General features: G+C 42.8%; 21 protein-coding genes. 10 read left to right on the forward strand and 11 right to left on the reverse strand.

Annotated features, from left to right (window positions below):
- Positions 1–82: 82 nt before the first annotated feature.
- On the reverse strand, positions 83–976 hold the full coding sequence (locus CDG76_RS33770) for a tetratricopeptide repeat protein (protein ID WP_094353193.1): 894 nt from the start codon (positions 974–976) through the stop codon (positions 83–85).
- A gap of 410 nt (positions 977–1386) precedes the next feature.
- On the opposite strand from CDG76_RS33770, the gene CDG76_RS33775 reads away from it, so the two are divergent.
- The 6 genes from CDG76_RS33775 (at position 1387) to CDG76_RS33800 (ending at position 8193) form a co-directional block, all read left to right on the forward strand.
- Positions 1387–1944 carry a hypothetical protein gene (locus CDG76_RS33775; RefSeq protein WP_094353194.1) on the forward strand — a complete coding sequence of 186 codons (558 nt, stop codon included), beginning with the start codon at positions 1387–1389 and terminating at the stop codon, positions 1942–1944.
- A gap of 100 nt (positions 1945–2044) precedes the next feature.
- A complete protein-coding gene (locus tag CDG76_RS33780; protein WP_094353195.1) occupies positions 2045–3646 on the forward strand; it encodes an efflux RND transporter periplasmic adaptor subunit in 1602 nt (533 codons plus the stop codon).
- A 22-nt stretch (positions 3647–3668) separates the two neighbouring features.
- On the forward strand, positions 3669–4949 hold the full coding sequence (locus tag CDG76_RS33785) for an ABC transporter permease (RefSeq protein ID WP_442946405.1): 1281 nt from the start codon (positions 3669–3671) through the stop codon (positions 4947–4949).
- Positions 4950–5003: 54 nt separating this feature from the next.
- Positions 5004–5675, forward strand: coding sequence for an ABC transporter ATP-binding protein (locus CDG76_RS33790; protein WP_094353196.1), 672 nt, complete (start codon positions 5004–5006; stop codon positions 5673–5675).
- Between the two features lie 117 nt (positions 5676–5792).
- A complete protein-coding gene (locus CDG76_RS33795; protein WP_094353197.1) occupies positions 5793–7205 on the forward strand; it encodes a TolC family protein in 1413 nt (470 codons plus the stop codon).
- 79 nt (positions 7206–7284) lie between these two features.
- Entirely contained in the window at positions 7285–8193 is a 909-nt protein-coding gene (locus CDG76_RS33800) for a transposase family protein (RefSeq protein WP_094348222.1), read from the forward strand.
- Positions 8194–8535: 342 nt separating this feature from the next.
- Here the strand turns inward: CDG76_RS33800 and CDG76_RS33805 are convergent, their stop codons facing one another.
- A complete protein-coding gene (locus CDG76_RS33805) occupies positions 8536–10800 on the reverse strand; it encodes a cation:proton antiporter domain-containing protein (protein WP_094353198.1) in 2265 nt (754 codons plus the stop codon).
- 177 nt (positions 10801–10977) lie between these two features.
- Positions 10978–11796 (reverse strand): class I SAM-dependent methyltransferase, encoded by an 819-nt coding sequence (locus tag CDG76_RS33810; protein WP_223265507.1) that lies wholly within the window; start codon positions 11794–11796, stop codon positions 10978–10980.
- A gap of 6 nt (positions 11797–11802) precedes the next feature.
- Here CDG76_RS33810 and CDG76_RS33815 point away from each other — a divergent pair, with 6 nt between their 5' ends.
- Together CDG76_RS33815 and CDG76_RS33820 are read left to right on the forward strand one after the other, a co-directional pair.
- Positions 11803–12552, forward strand: a complete 750-nt coding sequence (locus CDG76_RS33815) for a class I SAM-dependent methyltransferase (protein ID WP_190241070.1) — start codon at positions 11803–11805, stop codon at positions 12550–12552.
- Between the two features lie 124 nt (positions 12553–12676).
- Positions 12677–13366, forward strand: coding sequence for a Uma2 family endonuclease (locus tag CDG76_RS33820; protein ID WP_094353200.1), 690 nt, complete (start codon positions 12677–12679; stop codon positions 13364–13366).
- Between the two features lie 19 nt (positions 13367–13385).
- On the opposite strand, the gene CDG76_RS33825 is transcribed toward CDG76_RS33820, so the two are convergent.
- Together CDG76_RS33825 and CDG76_RS33830 are read right to left on the reverse strand one after the other, a co-directional pair.
- Complete coding sequence (locus tag CDG76_RS33825) at positions 13386–13682, reverse strand: hypothetical protein (protein WP_094353201.1); 297 nt, start codon at positions 13680–13682, stop codon at positions 13386–13388.
- Between the two features lie 22 nt (positions 13683–13704).
- Positions 13705–14172 carry a VOC family protein gene (locus CDG76_RS33830; protein WP_094353202.1) on the reverse strand — a complete coding sequence of 156 codons (468 nt, stop codon included), beginning with the start codon at positions 14170–14172 and terminating at the stop codon, positions 13705–13707.
- A gap of 75 nt (positions 14173–14247) precedes the next feature.
- Between CDG76_RS33830 and CDG76_RS33835 the strand changes: the two genes are divergently transcribed.
- Together CDG76_RS33835 and CDG76_RS33840 are read left to right on the forward strand one after the other, a co-directional pair.
- A complete protein-coding gene (locus CDG76_RS33835; protein WP_094353203.1) occupies positions 14248–14721 on the forward strand; it encodes a DUF4385 domain-containing protein in 474 nt (157 codons plus the stop codon).
- A gap of 42 nt (positions 14722–14763) precedes the next feature.
- Positions 14764–15072, forward strand: coding sequence for a hypothetical protein (locus CDG76_RS33840; protein ID WP_094353204.1), 309 nt, complete (start codon positions 14764–14766; stop codon positions 15070–15072).
- A gap of 58 nt (positions 15073–15130) precedes the next feature.
- Here CDG76_RS33840 and CDG76_RS33845 read toward each other — a convergent pair whose 3' ends face one another.
- From CDG76_RS33845 to CDG76_RS33870, 6 genes are all read right to left on the reverse strand, one after another.
- Positions 15131–15529 carry a type II toxin-antitoxin system VapC family toxin gene (locus CDG76_RS33845; RefSeq protein WP_094353205.1) on the reverse strand — a complete coding sequence of 133 codons (399 nt, stop codon included), beginning with the start codon at positions 15527–15529 and terminating at the stop codon, positions 15131–15133.
- A complete protein-coding gene (locus tag CDG76_RS33850; protein ID WP_094353206.1) occupies positions 15526–15798 on the reverse strand; it encodes a hypothetical protein in 273 nt (90 codons plus the stop codon). Before CDG76_RS33850 ends, CDG76_RS33845 begins: the two co-directional genes overlap by 4 nt.
- Before the next feature lie 180 nt (positions 15799–15978).
- Entirely contained in the window at positions 15979–19683 is a 3705-nt protein-coding gene (locus tag CDG76_RS33855; RefSeq protein ID WP_094353207.1) for a tetratricopeptide repeat protein, read from the reverse strand.
- A 58-nt stretch (positions 19684–19741) separates the two neighbouring features.
- Positions 19742–20761 carry an aldo/keto reductase gene (locus tag CDG76_RS33860; RefSeq protein ID WP_094353208.1) on the reverse strand — a complete coding sequence of 340 codons (1020 nt, stop codon included), beginning with the start codon at positions 20759–20761 and terminating at the stop codon, positions 19742–19744.
- Between the two features lie 97 nt (positions 20762–20858).
- Positions 20859–21194 (reverse strand): cytochrome c6 PetJ, encoded by a 336-nt coding sequence (petJ, locus tag CDG76_RS33865; RefSeq protein ID WP_094353209.1) that lies wholly within the window; start codon positions 21192–21194, stop codon positions 20859–20861.
- Between the two features lie 55 nt (positions 21195–21249).
- On the reverse strand, positions 21250–21474 hold the full coding sequence (locus tag CDG76_RS33870) for a hypothetical protein (RefSeq protein WP_094353210.1): 225 nt from the start codon (positions 21472–21474) through the stop codon (positions 21250–21252).
- Positions 21475–21618 lie beyond the last annotated feature (144 nt).

The raw sequence follows: 21618 nt of genomic DNA on the forward strand, positions 1-21618 counted from the left end.
GAGTTAGGAGTTAGGAGTTATGAATTGAAATATTTAACTCCCAACTCCTAACTTTTAACTTTTAACTCCTAACTCCCCACTCCTATTGAGTAGGCTGTTTTCTAGGCGTAGGCGCTGATGATGAGTTTTCTCGTTGCTGTATGGCTGCTTGAATACGGGGTAATTCTAGGAATTTTTTCGTATCAGACAGTAGACGATCGCCCCAGAGATTTTCTTTGAGGAAATTCAAATTAGCATAGCGCGAATCGATACGGAGTGCAGCTTCTCCCAAGGTTAGTCCTTGTTGGCGCTCGCCTTTAGTATACAGTGCCACGGCTAAGGCCAATAAAGGTTCTGCGGCTTGTTTATCAAGGGTTACAGCAGATTGCCATCGCTTAATCGCTTCGGGGATATTACCCTGTTCGTAGTTGATTAAGCCAATATTGTTGAGCGCCGGCCAGAATTTTTTATCTTGGGAGACGGCTTTATCGTACTGGGCGATCGCATCAGGCAATTTACCCAGCAAATAGTAAGCATTACCCAAATCAAATAAACCCTCTGGATCGTTGGGTTTTAATTTCAAACCATCTTGATAATTGACAACAGCAGCCTGGTAATTTTTCTGCTGAAAATTTGCTGAACCCAAAGCAAACAAAATATCGCCATTTTTAGGGTTGATAGATTGTGCTTTTTTCAGACTGGCGATCGCGTTATCAAACTCTTTCGTTTGCAGTTGCAATCCACCTAAGAGCAACCACACTTTATCATTCCCCGGAGCCAGTTGACTAGCCAGCCGCGCTCGTGGCAAAGCTAAGTCAACCTGTTGAAACTGAGCTAGTTGAGCCGCCTCTTGTGCCAAGCTCAACCCCTGCTTTTCTAACTTTGTCGCATCTAGTTGCAGTGTATGGGGTATTAATGCCTGCGCGTTAGCGGCTTTTGGCATACTCCATAAACTACAGACCATTAAAAGAGAAATCAAACGAACATGTTTAGGCACACTACCGCCTTTAAGCCACTAATCAAAGAATCTTTCAGCTAGCTTAAACGATCTGCGCTGTTGGCGGTAGCAAAATCTTACCAATCTTGGGGAAAGGGATGCGGGGAGTAGGGAATAGGGTACAGATTATTCCCTATCACCTGTCACCTATCACCTCTACCCTAATCCCAATGTCCAATGCATAATGCCCATTAAAAAAATTGGTGACTTTGGTCATACATCAGTCTGGAATTACTAATGACTTTGGTCATACATCAGTCTGGACGTTTTGACCGATAATTATTATGTATGAATTTATACGATGAGGTAAATATTAAACACTTTGATATCAAAAAAAAGCAACTGTCTAAGATTGCTTAATTCATATCTCAGCAGAATAGAACTTTACTTGTAAATAAGGAGTCAATTTCATGTTGAAACCAAACCGGATATCGATAGTATTAGCTGCTGCTGCCCTGATAATTGTTCCTACTCTCTTGACTGCACCTGCAAGTGCCCAGACGAAAGTCTACGTTGGTGGCGATCGCGATCGAGATTGGAACCGCGACGGCAGATCCAATTCTAGAGAAGTCAGAAACTCTAGAGACAGGGATAATAATTGGAACCGTGACGGCAGATCCAATCCTAGAGAAGTCAGAAACTTTAGAGACAGGGATAATAATTGGAACCGTGATGGCAGACCCTATCCTGTAGAAGTCAGAAACCCCAGAGATCGGGATAATTGGAATCGTGACAACCAATTTAATGGCAGAGTAGTCAGACTTGGTAATGGTGATATCAGATATCCCAATGGGCAAATTATTCCTTCTAGATCCATAGTCAGACTGCGCGATCAAGGTTACTTCAGACTTCCTAACGGGGATATTCTGCTTCCCAATCAAGAAATTATTCCTGCTGGGAGATTAGTGAGAGTGCGTGATGATTACTTCAGACTTCCTAGTGGATTAGTATTGCAAATAAACCTTTAAACACTAAAAACTCAAAATCATTGTCAGTATTAGGCTACCAGGCTATAGTTTTAGCCGTGAATAAGTAGCTCGGTAGCCGTTCCTTATAGACAAAATGGATATGAAAATTGATACAGCAAATACCGTAGATTCCTCAGTTATAGTTCCAGAGGTAAAGAAAAAAAAGGGCAGACGTAATTGGCTCTCTTGGCTAATTGCTCTTTGCCTTTTAGGTGGAATTGGCTATGCCGTTTATTACCAAGTAACGGTTGTTTCCCGTCAACAAGCCAGCCGCCGGGTGCTGACAAGACCTGTAGAAAGGCAGAGTTTAACAATCACAGTTTCAGCGAACGGAACGGTGAAGCCTGAGCGGTCAATCAACCTCAGCCCGAAAAATTCCGGCATCTTGAAAAGCCTGCTGGCGAAAGAAGGAGATATCGTCAAACAAGGACAGATTGTCGCTTACATGGATGATTCCAACCTCCGGGGGCAACTTACCTCTGCACAAGGACAATTAGCACAAGCCGAGGCGAATTTGCAAAAAGCGATCGCAGGTAATCGTCCTCAAGATATTGCCCAATCACAGGGAGCATTAGACGAAGCCGAAGCGAATCTGCAAAAGGTACAAACAGGGAATCGCTCTCAAGATATTGGTCAAGCACAGGCACGCTTGCAAAGCGCTCAAGCCGCCCTCCGCCAAGCAGAAGATGATTTTGTTCGCAATCAGCAACTTTACAATGCAGGCGGTATTTCCCTTCAGACTCTAAATCAAAACCGCTCCAATCGTGACAGCGCCCAAGCTAATGTAAATGAAGCACAGCAAGCACTGGGTTTGCAAAAAGCTGGATCGCGTCCAGAAGATGTTGAGCAAGCACGAGCTGTGGTGAAGCAGAGACAGCAAGCTTTGGCACTCCTGAAAGCCGGAACGCGCCAAGAAGATATTAACGCAGCCCGCGCCCAGGTAACATCGGCTCGTGGTTCGCTGCAAAACATCCAAGCCGAAATCAATGACACGATCATTCGCGCCCCCTTTGATGGTGTGGTGACAAAGAAGTTTGCCGATCCAGGTGCTTTCGTGACACCTACAACTGCCAGTAGTGAAGTAGCTTCTTCTTCTTCTTCTTCAATCTTGTCTCTAGCTTCTACAAATGAAGTTGTCGCCAATTTAGCGGAAACAAATATTTCCAAAATCAGCCTTGGTCAAAAAGTCTCGATTAAAGCAGATGCCTACCCAGGAAAAACCTTTGAAGGTAAAGTAAGCCAAATTGCTGCCCAAGCAATAGTGGAGCAAAACGTCACCAGTTTTGAAGTGAGAGTATCACTTTCAGACCCTCAAAGACTACTGCGGTCTGGGATGAATGCGGAAGTAGATTTTCAAGTCGGTCAAGTTCAAAATGTTTTAGTAGTGCCAACAGCCTCAGTGGTACGCCAAGAAAATGCCACAGGCGTGTTTGTGCCAGGAAAAAATAACAGACCTGTGTTCACTCGCATCGAGACTGGTGTCACCGCGAATAACTTTACCGAAGTTAAGTCTGGATTGACAGGAGACGAAAGGGTGCTGCTCAGTTTCCCACCAGGATCGCGTCCGCAATCAACACCAAGAGGAGGAGTTTTCCCTGGTCTAGGTGGAGGTGGAGGAGCCGGAGGAGCAGGTGGCGGCGGAGGTCGTTCCGGCGGCGGTTCAGGTGGTGGTGGTCGTTCTCAAGGCGGTGGTTCCCCTTAAAGTTAGTTTTAAATAGAACATTATGTTTAAGATATTTAAGGGCTTTTACAAAGCGAAGAATACCCGCACAGTACCATTGCTCGAAATATTGACAATGGCGGCAGAGACTCTGTGGAGTAACAAATTACGCACAGGTCTAACTATGTTGGGCGTGATTATTGGGATTTCTTCAGTGATTGCCATTACTTCTGTCGGTCAGGGAGTGCAAAAGGGGGTTGAGCAACAGATACAAGCATTGGGTACAGATGTGATCCAAATCTTGGCGGGTGCGGCAAGAAGCGGGAATGTCCGTCAAGGAGTAGGTTCTAGCAGTACCTTGACTTGGGAAGATGCGAAAGCGATCGCAACACAAGCGCCATCAGCACAGATGGTTTCTGCTTATCTCCAACGGACTGCTCAAGTTGTCTATGCAGGACAGAACACCTCAACAACCATTTATGGCACTGATTTGAACTACCCAGAAGTCAGAAATACTCACCCCCAACAAGGGAGATATTTTACTCAGGAAGAACTAGATACTGCTGCACAGCTGGCCATTCTTGGCCCTACAGTTCAAAAAACACTCTTTGGACAGGGTGAAAATCCGATCGGCGAGAAAATTCGGATTCAAGGAGAGGCTTACGAAGTGATTGGGGTGATGGAACCTAAAGGCGCTCAGGGGCCGATGGATCGAGATGACCAGATTTTTATTCCTCTAACTAGTATGTCGAAGAGACTAGTTGGGAACAATGCTCTGGTGGGCGTTTCTGTAAATGGAATTCTAGTCAAAGGCGCTAATCAGGAAGAGTTAGAAGCCGCTCAGTTTCAAGTCACCAATCTTTTACGGCTGCGTCATAACATTTATCCGCCACAAGCTGATGATTTTCGACTGACTAATCAAGCTGATATTGTTAGTACCTTTACTAGTATTGTGGGTTTATTTACAGTCATGGTGGTAGCGATCGCTGGAATTTCTCTGGTAGTTGGTGGTATTGGTATTGCCAACATTATGCTGGTTTCTGTGGTCGAGCGGACGCGGGAAATTGGGATTCGCAAAGCGGTAGGAGCTACTAATTCAGCCATTCTCAATCAATTTTTAGCTGAAGCGATCGTGATTTCCATCGTCGGCGGAGGTATTGGTATGGTGACTGGTGTTTTATTAGCCTTTGTGGCTGCAAACGTTTTCAAATTTCCCTTTGTAATTTCTTTCTTGTCGATTGTTGCTGGCTTTGTACTCTCGTTAACCGTTGGCTTAATCGCTGGCGTGATTCCAGCACGAAACGCATCTAAATTAGATCCAATCAACGCTTTAAGAAGCGACTAAATAATTCGTAATACTTCGGCTACGCTCAGTACAAGTTCGTAATTCGTAATTCTTATGCCAACAATGATTTGGATGGAATCTATTACTAAAACCTACTACTTGGGAGAAGTTAGTGTTCCCATACTCAAGGGGATTGAACTCTCGATTGAGGAAGGGGAATATGTCTCAATTATGGGTGCGTCAGGTTCGGGAAAATCCACGCTGATGAATATTTTGGGATGTCTGGATCGTCCCACAACTGGAGACTATATTTTTGAAGGCAGAAACCTGACGACTTTTGATGATGATGAATTAGCCTATATCCGCAACCAAAGGATAGGTTTTGTTTTCCAACAATTTAACCTATTGGCGCGGGCGACAGCGCTAGAAAATGTTATGTTACCAATGGTTTATGCTAACTTGCCTAAGTCAAAACGCCGTGAAAGGGCATTAGATGCCTTGGAAAAGGTAGGACTAGGGGGACGCATATCTAACCGTCCTAGTCAACTCTCTGGCGGACAACAACAACGGGTAGCGATCGCTCGTGCTTTGGTCAACCGACCTGCATTAGTTTTGGCAGATGAGCCAACAGGAGCTTTAGATACTGAAACTTCCCATGAGGTAATGAATTTACTGACTGAACTTAATAACCAAGGGATCACAATTGTGATTGTCACTCATGAACCTGATATTGCTGCTCAAACCCAAAGGATTATCCGAGTTCAGGATGGTTTGATTGTCGGCTAATTTGTTAAGATCAACCCTTGGAGGAAGAATTTAAGATTTAAATCTCTGTAGGTCAATCAGGATGAAAACTTTTGATTATATCCTCAAAAGAACCTAATTAATTACTATATCTAGATTATGAATTTCAGCTTATTATTCGTGCATTTTACCTGGGTTACTGTCGCAATCGCGATTCTTTTTCCAAATGCAGCAAGTGCAGCAACTCCGCCAAAAGCACAGAATTCTTCAAGCTCTGTACAAGTTCCCGATCGCCTCAACCCCAGCCCCAATCCTCTGCAATTTCCGACTAAACCGGAGGAAGTAAGGATTCAGGGAACTGTACCAATCAGTTTGGCACAAGCTTTAGAACTCGCAAAACGCAACAATCGAGACTTACAGGTAGCTATATTACAGCTAGAACGCAGTCGCTCGGCGCTACGCGAGTCTCAAGCTGCCTTATTTCCTACTCTTGGTATTAACAGTAGTGTGACTAATAGTGGTAATGGTTTTAGAAACAATTCATCTCAAGCCAGCACATCTTTTAATGGTTCAGCACAACTGAATTATAATCTCTATACTTCTGGGAACACGCTAGCGACTATCCGAGCCGCAGAGGAACAGCTACGGATAGATGAATTAAATGTTGAAAGTCAGTCTTTGATAATTAGGTTGAATGCCACCACTCAATACTACGATTTGCAACAAGCAGATGAGCAAGTCAGAATTAATCGGTCTGCTGTGCAAAATGCCCAGGCTAGTTTGCGAGATACTCAGGCTAGAGAACAGGCTGGAGTGGGGACGCGGTTCGATGTGCTGCAAGCTCAGGTAAATTTAGCAAATGCCCAACAACTACTTACTAATGCGATCTCACAGCAGCAAATTGCCCGTCGTCAGCTTGCCACGTTGTTAAGTTTATCGCAGTCATCTGAGATCAGTGCCTCAGATCCCGTACAATTAGCGGGTCTTTGGCAGCAGACGGTAGAACAAAGTATTGTCCAAGCTTTTCAAAATCGTCCAGAGTTGCAACAGCAATTAGCACAACGTAACATTAGCGAGCAACAGCGACGACAGGCACTTTCACAGCTAGGGCCGCAAGTTAGTTTGGCAGGAAACTACAATCTGCTAGATCGGTATGATGATGGTGTCAGCATTACTGATGGCTATTCAGTAGGACTTCAAGGAAATCTAACGGTGTTTGATGGGGGAGCAGCAAGAGCAAGGGCGGCTCAGTCGAGAGCTAATATTGCGATCGCAGAGACTCAATTTGCTAACCAGCGCGACCTAATTCGCTTTGATGTAGAACAGTACTATGCTCAATTGCAATCTAATTTAAATAATGTGCAGACTTCTAGTGTGGCCTTAAATCAAGCAAGAGAAGCTCTGAATTTAGCAAGATTGAGGTTCCAAGCTGGTGTGGGCACTCAAACAGAGGTAATTGATGCTGAAAATGACCTGACAAGAGCAGAAGGTAATCGCGTCGCAGCTATTTTGGATTACAATCGCGCTCTAGCTAATTTACAAAGATCGGTAACATCCAGAGCTTCGCGCTAAGACCAAATCATTAGACCTATCCTTAATATAAGCTTTGTGGGATAATCAACCAAGAATTAAGAAATATGTATATTGAATAATGACAAGTCCTCTGGCAAGAATTGAATCACATCCGCAAGAAGCAAAGCGATTAATCGGTATTGATTATGAGCAATTTTTAGCATTAGTAAGTTTAGCGGAAAAATGCCATTTAGAAAAACGTGCAGAAATCGAAAGGAATAAAACTCGTATTATTGCCCCTGGGGGTGGACGAAAACCGGAGATATCTTCAAAAGAAGGGATCTGCTTATGCCTAATTTATCTTAGACAAAAACCAATTTTTGAAATATTAGGTTTACTCTTTGACATCTCCAAAACAAAAGCTAATGATACATTTAATTATTGGGTAGAAATTTTAAGAGAAGTTTTACCAGCCTCTCAAATAGAAGAAGTAGAAAAAGATAGCAAAAAATATCAAAATTTACGTAAAATACTTGGTGAATACGAATTAATTGTAGATAGCGCAGAGCAAGCCATAGAAAGACCTATGGACTACCAAAACCAGAAACAATATTATTCTGGTAAGAAAAAAATGCACACTCTAAAAAATCAGTTTATTGTGCTGCCAAAGGGAGAAGATATTGTTGATGTATATGTTGGTAAATTAGGTAAAACAAGCGATATAGGTTTATTTCGAGAAACACGGCATAAATTCAATGTTGAACAAAAGTTTATTGGTGACAAAGCTTATATCGGAGATAATGCAATTACTACACCACATAAAAAACCCAAAAAATCAGAGATTTCACAACTGCAAAAAGAACAGAATAAACAATTATCTTCACGGAGAATTGGTGTTGAACACATGATATGTCGAGTGAAAATATTTCGAGTAGCGAGTGAGAAATTTCGTTTATCTCGTCATCGCTATAATCGGGTAATAATGGCAGTATGTGGACTTGTCAGATTGCGACTTAATTGCTCATGGTTTTTATCTGTTAATAATTGAGTTTATCGGGAAAAAATAAATTTTCACTCTTTCTATCTTTTCCTTGCTAACTGATAAATTAGCTCGATTAATTCCCCTAAAGCCTTATTCTTGCGTCCACCAAGCGCAAGCGATCGCAAGCCATTAAAATCGCTAAAAGCATTGTATAGTAAACATTTCAGATTTTTGGATAAGTCTATTAGATATCTGGTGAAATTAAATATGCGTTATCCAGAACCCTTGTAGAGACATAGCAGTGCTACGTCTCTACATTCTTTTTTACTCCAATGTCTATCAAATTAACGTATAGTTTATTGCTCAAAGCTTTGAAGCAACTGGGTTTATACTCACTACTCAGCACTCTTAAGGTACAGTAATTACTGCTACTGGGCAATGAGCTTTACTCAGAATTGCATCGACTCTATGACCGAAGAAAACGCGACCCGTAACCATGCGGATATTACTCCCTAGAATAATTAGGTCAACTTCCTCGGTTTTGGCAAACTTGAGGATTTCCTTTTCTGGGCTGGTTCCTTGAAGAATATAGGTTTTGACATCAGCGCCCAGATTGCGGGAAATTACTGCTTGCTGTTCGAGCATATCGTGAGCAATTTCTTTCACTGGAGCTAGCGATCGCTGTTCGTAAAGAATATACTCAACCTGTGGCAAATTAATCACGTTAACGATCATCACTAATGCCCCGGTTTGAGCTGCGATCGTACTTGCCATCTCTACAGCATTTTTACTATATTCTGTCCCTACCGTTGGCACCAAAATCTTTTTCAGCTGTTGTTGAGGGATTTTGCATATCTCGTCTTTCGGTTGGGGTAGATGCGACTTCACCACCATCGTTGCACAAGGCGCTTCTTGGACAACCCGATCGACAAGCAAATTAAACAATGCTTTCTGGGGGCTTATCTGTTCCGAAGCTCCCAGTACAATCAAGTCATAGTTTTTGTTTGCTTCATTCAAAATTACCTCCGCTTTATTACGCCCGGACTCCGTTTTTGTTTGCAAGGTGGTATCAGCAGGTAGCTGCATTTCCTCAGTCACAGCAGTTAGAGCTTGCTCGGCGGCAGTATCTTTAACCTGGGTTGCCTCCATCCGGCGGGCTTTGCTTTGAGGTTGCTTATCACTCAGGGCATATAGAGATGTAACTTCTATCGAGTTTTGGTGAGCCATGTAACCGACTAGTTGCGCCGCCAGTTGGATGTTGGGGCCACCACTAGTAGGTATTAAGATACGGTGAATCTGCTTGATAAAGCTGCGGCTATCCTGTTCTTCTTGTTCCAAACGTCGAGCTTCCTCTTCACCCATAACCACTTTTGATAAAGTCCAGCGCAGCAGGGGTGGAGCCATTAGGGAAGTGACGATCGCTACCATGACAATAATCGAATACATCTGGGGATTCAGCACTCCCAAAGATAAACCAATGGTGGCAACGACAATTTCCATCGCCCCGCGAGCATTCATCCCGGAACCCATCGCCAAACCTTCCCAATGACTCAAGCCGCCCGCACGAGAACCAAGGTAAGCACCTGTAAATTTACCAATACAAGCGACAGCGAGAACAATCAAGCCAAATATCAATGTTTGAGGGACTAACAGAGCTAGCAAATTAACTTTCAAGCCCGCTGAAGCAAAGAAAATTGGCGCTAGAAAGGCTGCTGTGAAGACTTCTAACATGTGTCCAGCTTCATTGCTAAAGCGGCGGGATTGACCTGCTAGAATCCCCATTACAAAAGCACCTAATGCCGCTTCTAGACCTAATCCGTGGGTAAGTGCTGCTGCCGAGAGCGCAAGAATCAGCACAACTGACATACTCGCGGCGATGCCGCCAACGTAGTCATCAACCCAGCGCAAAATCTGGTCTACAATAGTACGCCCAATTGTAAAGGCGATCGCTAAAAATAATATGGCCGCGCTCACAGAATGGAAAATTGTCCCCAGGTCAAATTTGCCGCTACTAGCTAAACCTGAAACCACAGAAAGTAAAATCCAGCCGATGGTGTCGTCAGTCATCCCAGCAGCTAAGGTAACTTGACCAATGTCACGGCGAATCAGGTTTAAGTCCATCAGAACCTTCGCAATCACTGGTACTGCTGAAATACTCATTGCTGTGGCGATAAATAGACTAAATACCAATCGCTTTTCTGGATCGGCTAAAAAACTATCTGGCAATAGCCAGCCCAGTCCAAATCCGGTGATAAACGGGACAATAATTCCGCCCAGTGAAATCAACAGAGCCGTTTTACCCTTACGCAGAATCAGCTTGAGATCCGTCTCCAACCCAGTCACAATCAGCAAAAATAACACGCCTAACCAAGAAATCACCGAAAGTAAATTAGACTGTTCTTGACTTTTGGGAAAGATGTGCGCCTGTAAATCTGGAAGAAGTAAACCAAATAGAGAAGGGCCAAGCAGCACACCCGCCAGTAATTCTCCAACAACAGGCGGTAGGTTAATCCGGCGCATCAACTCACCTAATCCCCGCGCTACGAGAAGCAATAGTGACAGTTGTACTAGCACCAACAGCAGTTCGTGATGACCGAGAGGTTTAATTAAACCGTCACCTGCTGCTTTCTGGGCAGCGAGTACAGGTACTAATATTAGGGACAGGTTTTGCATATAAGTGTCCAAAGGTTGGATTACAAATTTTTCAAGGGGCTGTTCAAGTAAATCCTGAAAATGTTTACTTGCACATCGGTCTAGGAGATTAAAATGTCATTGTCATTATTAATCGCAAGATTATCATCTGCGATCGCCCGAAGCTGTAAGTTCAAGAACAAAGCTTTGCTCATCAACTTATTTTTGAGCGCGAACAAAGAACTTTGTAGTGTCTATCCAAAGACCTTGCTCGGTTGCTAATTTCTCAATTTCTGCTTTGTACTCAACTTGCAATTGATTTAATTGTTCTTGTGATAATTTTGACAACAGAGGATTGCCTTTAAAATTTATATTAATTACTGTCATCGATAATCTGTTATCACTAAGAGGGTGATAACGTCCTGATGGTTCAATCTTAATTTCGATATCTCTAAAACCTACCCGAACAAGCAATTTCCGACATTTTTCTGGAGTTCCCAGTGGTTCAAGGATATGTGGTAGCGATACACCCAAAACTCTAGCGCAGATCCTCTGCTGAAGAGAGGCCATAAAAGCAGTTTCGGGAGGACAGGTGAATGCCACAAATCCTCCTGGTTTCAAGAAGCGATACCACTTTTTTAAAATAGTAATTATATCAGGAAAAAGTACAATTGCCTCACAGCAAAAGACAACATCAAAACTACTATCACTAAAGTTGAAATATTCTGCATCTGCCTCAATCAACTCGATATTTTGTAATCTTGCTGCTGCAATCTTAAGTCTTGCTTGATGCAACATTCCAGGGGTCATGTCAATTCCAATCACGTAGCCCTCTGAACCAACTTTTTCAGATGCGGGTATCGCAACTAAACCCGTTCCAGTTGCCACATCAAGGATTTTTTGTCCCGAATGTAGCCCAACAAATTCAAGTAAAAGCTTGGCTTCTAAAGGATGGCGAGTATCTTTTTCATAGTCATAAGTCGTTCTACTACCATAAAATTCTTTTAGTTGCTGCTTATAAATATCCATATCGGTCATAACCAAATGTTAAATTTTCTCCACTTTATAGTACCTCTTGTTGCGATCTTGAGTTGTTCGCTGCTGAACCCAACCCTGACAGCACAAGCAGCGTCTTCATCCACCACTGTTTACGAACAACGGATAATCCACAGTCCAGATGGTATCGGCAAATACTACATGGGGCGCGAAATTGCCAAAGTTATGGGATACACTGGCGCTGGCTGGCTAGAACGTCCCAGCCGAGAGCGAGAAGAACAGCCAAGTAAGGTAGTCAGCCTCCTCAATCTCAAACCTAATGATGTGGTGGCGGATATTGGCGCTGGTACAGGTTACTTAAGCTTTCGCATCGCGCCGTTATTAACAACAGGTAAGGTGGTAGCTGTAGATGTTCAGCCAGAAATGTTGGAAATTATTGAGTTATTCAAAAAAGAGAAAAATATCACCAATGTTGAGCCAATTTTAGCCACTTTTACTGACCCCAACTTACCATCTGAAAGTATCGATTTAGCCTTAATGGTGGATGCTTATCATGAACTTGAGTATCCCCAAGAAGTGATGCAAGGAATTGTGAAAGCACTTAAACCAGGTGGGAATGTGGTGCTGGTTGAGTATCGGGGTGAAAATCCTTTTATTATGATTAAACGTCTGCACAAGATGACTCAAAAGCAAGTTCGCCAAGAAATGCAAGCTGTTGGTTTGGTTTGGCGGGAAACTAAAAACTCGTTACCTCAACAGCATTTAATGGTGTTTGAGAAACCCAATACTAATTCGTAATACTTCTCTACGAGAGGCTGCGCCAACGGCTACGCTCAGTACAAGTTCGTAATTCGTAATTCGTAATTCGTAATTAAGGTGTCAAGCCATAATAAAGTAAAACTTCTTGCTATCTAGGAAAATCATGGTCAACCTATCATTCAAGCAGCGAATTCCTTATTTAGAAAATGGCGATCGCCTGACTCGCTACGAATTTGAACGACGCTATCAAGCAATGCCCCGTCATCAAAAGGCAGAATTAATTGAAGGAGTTGTATACTTGGCATCCCCATTACGCTTTGAAAGTCATGCTGAACCACATGGTCATACAATCACTTGGTTGGGAGTTTATGAAGCATCAACCCCTGGTGTGAGATTGGGAATTGAGCCAACAGTCCGATTAGATCGAGACAATGAACCGCAACCAGACGGAGTGTTATTAATCACACCAACATCTCAAGGACAATCTCGTTTAAGTAATGATGATTACATCGAAGGTGCGCCAGAACTTGTAATAGAGATAGCAGCTAGCAGTGTTGCTATTGATTTACATGACAAGAAAAAAGTTTATGGGCGGAATGGAGTAAAAGAATATATTGTTTGGCAAATATTTGAAAACAAATTAGATTGGTTTCGCCTGCAACAAGGAGAATATGTCTCCTTGGAAGTGGATGCAGATGGAATTATCAAAAGTCAAGTATTTCCTGGTTTGTGGTTATCAATGCCCGATTTCCTTGCTGGCAATATGCAGCAAGTATTGGCTGTGTTGCAGTTGGGATTAAATTCGCCAGAACATCAAAGATTTGTGCAGCAGTTGTCTGGGGAAGGAAGATAGTCACAGCCATTTTCTGGTATTAGTCTATTTTTTGGGGAATGAGACTGGCGCTTTTGGTGACACTATCCCAAACAATCCAGTTAAGAGAATTATCTAAATCATCGGGGCTATTTGAAACTTTGAAATATAGCTTTTCTTCACGTTTTCTTTCAATGGCAAAGTCGGCATTTTGAGCATAAGCGACTATAAAACCTTTGTCTCGCAAACAATACATCGCCCAGGCTTTCAATGATTGCTTGTATGGTTCGTGTGGAATTGGCGGTTTTGCGATCGTGTCTTCAATTACTTTAAATATTTCCGTGATTTTAGCGGCCATAGTTTTACTGACAAATAATTATTTAATGGACATCTGGATCGCAACGAATTTCAATCATAAAGCCATCTGGATCGTAAAAATACACTCCTCTACCAGTAGGACGAGTGACTGGGCCATGTGCGATCGCTATTTTATTTTCCCCGATCACTGTCACCGCGCGATCGAATAACTGCGGATCGATATCAAAAGCTAGATGATAGGCTCTAGTGAAGGTCTTTTCTGGATTGGGATCTGGTGGTGATAATTCTGGTTCCCCAAATAAATCCAAAATTGTACCATCGGGGGTGATGAAGTTGGCTACTTTCCCAGATGCGACTAGTTCCACTAGGGTTGCAGGTACTTCGTCGCCTGTGAGTTCGTGCAAACCCAGGATTGTGCCATAAAAATAGCGCGAGGCTTGCATATCCTTGACGTTGAGGGCAATGTGATGTACTCTACGCAGACTTCCTGGCGCAATAACACTGTTCAGGGATTGGGTGCTAGATAGCATAATTAACAAAATCTCAATACTTAGATAGAAGTTGAACTTTTTTTTAAAGTTTACTATTTCTAATAAAAATCTATCATGGCTTTTGATTATTCTTTAGACTTTAAAAATATTGATTTTCGCCAACATCCTGAACTCTATCGCGTGGGGAAGGGTGAGCAGGGTGTACTTTTGGTTGAACCATACAAATCAGAAATTCTTCCTTACTGGCGGTTCAAAACTCCTGAGATTGCTAGAGAGTCGAGTGAAAAAATCTATGAGATGTTTCTTGATTATTTAGATAAAGATGATTTTGTCGGCGCAGATATGGCACGAAAGTTTATCCAAATGGGTTATACTCGCTCTCGCCGTTATGCTAATCATAAAAGCGGCAGGAAGTATAAACAGAATTCGGAAGATTCAGGTTCCAAAAAAGAAATTCTTCCTTATGAAGTTGACCCAGTGAAAGCGGAATCGGCAGCAATATTTAAAGCGAAGTGGGTAGAAGCAAAGACAAATGAGAAATATCAAGAGCTTTTAGCCAAACATAAGCAGATGTATGAAGTAGATTAATAACCTTGGTAGGTGCGTTAGGACCGTAAAGCACCTTCTAAGATGTTTTTACTGCGTTATGCTGTTGCTAACATACTCTACCAAACAGCCAATGAGTCTTTTATACTCGTGAACGAGGCTTTGATACTCGCCGACGAGTCTTTGATCCTCGTGAACGAGTCTTTGATGCTCGTGAACGAGTCTTTTATACTCGCCGACGAGTCTTTGATGCTCGTGAACGAGTCTTTTATACTCGTGAATGAGTCTTTTATACTCGCTGACGAGTCTTTGATGCTCGTGAACGAGTCTTTTATACTCGTGAATGAGTCTAGAGGACTGATTGCAGAAACTTTTTACATTGTGGCTAATTAATTTAAGAGTAACGCGATCGCATTTCCCCACTTAGCAATCCAGCAATAATCATAGTTGCTTATCGCCATACCTGAACCAGCATCAAATCGAAATGATAGTCATACGTCCACACTGGTAGCTTCATTTCTTCTGACAAAATGGCAGTGACAGCATCGCAGAGAGTAATGCGTTGATCTGGAAAACGTGCAGCTTTTTCAACTGCTGCTATATATCGTTCCTGTGAAGGATTGACGAAATGAACCGCTCCTATACATTGTCTAGCAAAGCTAATCGCTTGTTCAGTTCCGAGACGATATAGCAAAAGATTATATGTTTCCAGGTAAATAGGAAAGGGAACTAGAATTATTAAATTTTCTGTATTTATACGTTGTAGTTCGGCTTGCGATCGCTCATGATATTGGTCGTCTACATCTACAGCAGCATATAAAGGCCCAGTGTCAGCAATTACGGCTCTCAAGGTGTGTTTGGTGGCAATGACTGCGAAAACGTTTGTTCAGCTAGAATTTTATCGTGATTTACTGACGTATCTTTAAATCCACTTCCCTTGGATGCAGGAGTTAGGCGTAAACCTTGCTTTTGTGGAGGTAAATAACCACGTTGGCTGAGGAATTCTTCGAGGGCATTTTCTACGATAGCGTTAGCAGGTAAAGAAACTTCTTGATCGCCAATGTAAGCACTTAGAGCATTAGCGATCGCATCTGGCAGTGTAATATTCAGGGATTGCATAAGCTGGTTATATTGTCGTCAATTAATTTTAGATTAACGCGATCGCATTTCCCCACTCAGCAATCCAATAATAATCATAGTTGCCTAAGCGATCGCATCTGGCAGTGTAATATTTAGGGATTGCATAAGCTGGTTATATTGTCGTCAATTAATTTAAGAGTAACGCGATCGCATTTCCCCTTATCCCTCCACCTCAAATTGACTACGGTCAAACAACCACCCATCGCCGACAATCTCCTCTAGGCGTTGATTGAGCCGAGGGAGGAAATATTCTGGATCAATTTGCTGGGTAAACCAAGTATCGAAAGCTTCCTTTGTTTCAATTCCTTGGGCACTTGCCGCATCTAATATAATTTTGAAACTATCCTTTTGAAGTTCTTCTAACTGGAGATGACCTTCACCTCGGCGGCTGCAAAAGAACATTGCCGTTGCTCCTAGCAAAGCTTTTAGTTCATCTCCTTGAGGCACTTTATTATATAAAACACGGATAAGTCTAATGCTTTGTTCTAAGGGTGCTTGAATTTTCAGCGTCAACCAGATTGCTTGAGCTAGGTAAACCAAACCGTTACTTTCATCTGCTACGCCTAAATTACTCAGAACTGTTACCAAATCACTGTATGCACGAACCTGTATAAGTGCTGAAACAGCTTGCAAATTTAGCTCTAATTGCCTAACTTTATCTCCAGTTTTACCTGCAAAAGAAGCCATGTTGTTGAGGGTAGTGGCTTTACCTTTGACATCGCCAATCTGCTCAGATATTTCCAAGTCTTGCTCCCAGAGTGCGATCGCTCTAGGTATGTCCCCTTGTTGGGCGATTACCTGTGCTATGTTGCCCAAGGTAGCGGCTTTACCTTTGATATCGCCAATTTGCTCCTTTATTTCCAAGGATTGTTCCCAGAGTGCGATCGCTCTAGGTATGTCTCCTTGTTGGGCGATTACCAGTGCTATGTTGTTAAGGGTAGTGGCTTTACTTTTGACATCGCCAATCTGCTCAAATATTTCCAAAGATTGTTCCCAGAGTGCGATGGCTCTAAGTATGCCACCTTGTTGGGCGAATACCTGTGCCATGTTGTTGAGGGTAGTGGCTTTACCTTTGACATCGCCAATCTGCTCAGATATTTCTAAGGATTGCTCCCAGAGTGCGCTCGCTCTAGGTATATCTCCTTGTTGGGCGATTACCAATGCCATGTTGTTGAGGATAGTGGCTTTACCTTTGACATCATCAATCTGCTCAAATATTTCCAAAGATTGCTCCCAGAGTGCGATTACTCTAGGTATGTCCCCTTGGTCGGCGATTACACTAGCCATGTTATTGAGGATAGTGGCTTTTTCTTGTAATTCCTTTTCAGGGCAAAGGTCTAAAGCTTTATGATAATGGGCAACAGCCTCTTGCACAAAACCCAAAACATATTCGGCATGGGCGACGGTTCTCAAGATGCGGTAGTCTTGGAAAACTGCCAGAACTTGCTCACATAAATCAAAAGCTTCCACAAAGCGGGAATTGTTTAGCCAATAGGTTGCAATCCTATTTCCAATGCTGACAGCAATTTCCTGCTCTTTTGCCAGCAACCCCAAACGTAGAATTTCCAGTGCTTGCGCTTCTATTTTTTGCTTAGACTCCTCCCACCAAACTTGATAAATTTTCCTCACCGCTTGGTGTCGCATTGCTTGCCATTCTTCCTCACTTAACACTGATTCCAGCAATGGTTCTAAAATTGTCGTCACTCGGTAATTAGCTAGCTGAGTGGGGTGAGTGGTGGAAAACTCGACTAGGCTAAGGCTGATAAGCTTTTGCAGAGGAGGGGTAGAGGAAGAAATAGCATTGATGATTTCAACAGTAACGGGCAAGTGAAAAACACTCAACCGTGCAAGAAACTTTTGTTCTTCCGGTTCCAAAGCATCCAACAGAGTTTGTGCCAAGATATTTTCACGGAATTTATCTTTAGTATCTTCCAGGCGAGTCAGTAGTTCATTCACCGCTAGTTCAGGCTGCTGAATCACCTCTAACAACCACTTCAGCAAGCGGGGATTTCCATCGGCAATATTAATAATCCTCTGATCTTTTAACTGCTGCCTAACTTCTTTATCTAAAGGAAAGCAGATTTTATCAATATCACTACTACTCATCCCTGCCAAAGATTCCAAGTGCAGGCGGTGGGGTGGCAAAGTGTCTTCTTTCAAATAGCGACAGGTGACAATCAGCCGACTTTCTGCCCCGGTTTCTGTTAATGCCGCACAAATCGCCCGTAAAATTTCGTAAGCTTCCGCCGTCATCCGCAATGAGCCATCTTCAATGTTAGCTGCGGGGATGTTTTGCTCAAAGTCATCCAGCACCAACAGTAAGGGTTGGTTGTGTTCGTTTTCAATTGCCTCAAAAAAGTTTTGTAACCGCCCTTTAAGAGAAACCTTTGGTTCATTCAAAAGTGCGGGCACATTTACAAACCGCTCAAATTTATTAGACAGCTTATTCAGCAAACCTATTTCATCCAGAGGCCCAATCAACACGACTCGTGCAAAGTTAGGACGCTGCGCCTGCACCCGCGTACATAACCGCGCCGCCAAGCTACTTTTACCCAGTCCACCCATCCCCGCAATAAACACGCCTATTTGGTCGCTGGTTTCCTGCAAAGCTTTGAGACACCGTTGCAAAGGTCGTCTGCGTCCGACAAACTCAAACCGACTGGCAACTTTAACTTGATTATTCTCATCCAAAAATTCTTGCTCTGGCGCTGTAAACTTCAGCTTTTCACGATTTTTTGTTCTCAGCGCAGTCACTAGTTGGTTAATGGGGCGCGTATCCCGATACATCCGCAACAGATGCCAGTCGGTGCATTCTTTCTCAATCATCTCCTGCTGCGCCGCTTTGACTGCTTCTTCAACAGTTGCCCCCGTCGCCAAAGCTTGATAAAGTGCCTGTGCCGCTACAATACCCGTGCGGTCATACACCGGACGCGCCCAGCCTAAAACTATACCTGCTCCCGCCCTCACCAATGCCTGCGCCATCGAGGGTACTGTCCCTTTGTTAGGAACCTGTCCTGTATGACAACCAGAGAGAAAAGTTACACGCGGCCAGCGTCCGCGAAAGGCTTTTGCTAAATCATTGACAGTAGTAAGTTGCATATTCCCCACCTCATCTTCAGTGATGAAGCAGGGGGTATTGTCTGCCAGCGTTGTACCTTTTGGCAGCAAAGAGCCGTAATCTTTTTTGGTATAAATTATCCCGTGTCCCGTGAGGTGAAAGACATCAAAATAGTTTTCTTCGTAGGATTTCACCAAATTGGCTAACTCTGCAACGGAGCCGCTTTCCTCGACAATCAAATCTATGGTCTGATTCTGATCTTTGATTGCTTGCAAAATATTCGCTTCTTCCTGCTCAAACCCTAATGGCGCAACTCTGGGATCTTCAGGAGAAGTCGCCATGAACAGCAACCGCAAGGGGCGATTTTGCACGCCAATCACTTGAGTTTGACGCTGCTGCACACAACGCACTAGCAAAACGGAAATATCCTCGCGTTCTAGTAAAAACCCTCCAAGATCGTGTAGCAACTCCCAAGGCAAATGTCCCAATCCCAAGGCTACCCGTTCTGTTTCTGGGTTCAACCCCTGCGCTTCGCTGGTTTTAATTAAATCTAGATGAATCGTTTGCTCATCCGCCTCATCCAGCGCCTTTCTCAACCAACCTTCTTTACCATCCAGCCATTGATAAAGTTGCCGTCCCAACTGGGTGAGATAAGGTAGATAATCTTTTTGTTGAGTGTAATAATTTTGCTCGCACAAATCAATTAGTGCTGCCAACTCCGTTTTATCCAGGCAACGCGAGCCATAATCACAGCGCAGGTCAAAAGTTTGCTGTTGACTGAGGGCGAAGGTAAAGTTTAGGGGCATGGCTGACAGCAGTAGTTTCCACAGTAACCTTCACCGTATTATCACCTTTTTCCCGAAATTATCGCCGATACTCGTCGCCGCAATCGCCGATAAGCTGGTACAAATCGCGTGATTGGCGAGATACTGCATTGATGCGATCGCGATCGTCTTCATCTAAACTAAAACTAAATACTTTGGCGTTATCTTCTATATGTTCAGATACACCAAGTCTGGCACCAACTATCACACCTCCCACAGTTGGCTGATCTAAAATGTAACGTACTGCCACGTTAGAAATGCTTACCCCATACTTATTAGCAATTTCCTTCAGGATAGCCAGCAACTCTTGAAATAATCGCCAACCACCCCAAGCATCGATCATATTTTTATATTTTTTCAAACTAGCAGTAGAGAGATCAAATCCTTGCGGTTCTGGTTTACCCAAATAGTTTTCTGATAACAAACCGCCGCACAGCGTACCGTAAGTAAAAAGCTTTATGTCATGCTGTTGACAAAACTCTACCATATTAACTTCAGGACGGCGATCAATAAGTGAAAATTGCACTTGATTAGAAACAATTTTGATGCCTGCTTCAGTAATAATCTTCAAGTTTTCCGTGTCAAAATTAGTTAAACCTAGATGCTTGATTTTACCATCAGTCTGAAGTTCTGCCATATATTTGAGGGCATCCAGGTAATTTTTATCCTGATATTCCCACCAATGGAATTGCATCAAATCTAACGATTGCACATTCATTCTTCTCAAGGAAATATCAATATTTTCCTCGACGAGTTTTTTTGTCATTTTGCCTGGACGAGGTACCCATTTCGTAAAGGCTTGTACCTGAGATAAAGCATCTTTACCACGAGTATCAATTAGTTGGCAACGAAACTCACCAATAAAGTCTTCCGCAGGGCCATAATGATCTGCTAAATCCCAAGTAGTAAAGCCAGCATCTAAATATTTGAACATAGTCTCAATAGCGGCTTGGGGATTGATCTGTCCGTGTCCGCCGGAGACTTGCCACATCCCATTTAATATGCGGCAGATGTTCAAATCGGGAGTAAATTGGAGACGACTAGCTGCGGGTAAGTTCATTTTCAATTTATGAGTGAAAAGTTAGGAATGGGAAGACTTAACAATTACTAATAGATAAATCATAACTGATAATTCTTAATTCCTAACTCCTAACTTTTTAATGCCAGCCTTTTTCAGCTTGTTCGAGAACGTAAGCAGCAACGTCTTGAATTTGCTGTTCAGTGAGACGCTCTTTGTAGGCTGACATATTATTTTTACCATTGGTAACTATAGATGTAACTGCCTCTATTGAATCCATACCATACTTTTTCAGGGCTGGCTTTTTGAGATTTTTACCTCGCCTGATGATGTTGCTACCGTTGATATGACAACCAGCACAATGAACACTAAATATTTGTTCGCCATTAACTGTGTCTGCTGCACTAGCAGGCAAAGTAAAAGTACTGATTAATAACAAAAACGTTACTAATACTAATGTAAGTAGTTTCTTCAATTAACTTCTCCAGATTTGGACATACTAGTTGTAAGCATAAGTATCAGAACCAATACTAGAGAGATTCAAAGTCAGTTGTAAATCCAGCAAAATTTGCACAATCTTCTTGAAAAGCTTCTGCATCACTAACATCCTCAATTTTATAAGACATGATACGCGTCCCATCTGGCATTTTTTTAGAACCAATCAATTCACCTTGATATTTGGCTGCGATCGCTTTAAAATCAACACCATAGATTTTCCAAGCATCATCCGAACAAGTAATATTTACTCGCCACATATTTCACTCCCAATTACTACCACTAAATATTCATCATCCCACAAATGGTCAACATCTTACACATCACCTCCTTGGGACTGCAATTTTCTATCTAAAGGAAGTACCGAGCCATATCTGGCTACGCCATAATGTGGATGTAGGAAC

Source organism: Nostoc sp. 'Peltigera membranacea cyanobiont' 210A, from assembly GCF_002246015.1.
Lineage (GTDB): Bacteria > Cyanobacteriota > Cyanobacteriia > Cyanobacteriales > Nostocaceae > Nostoc.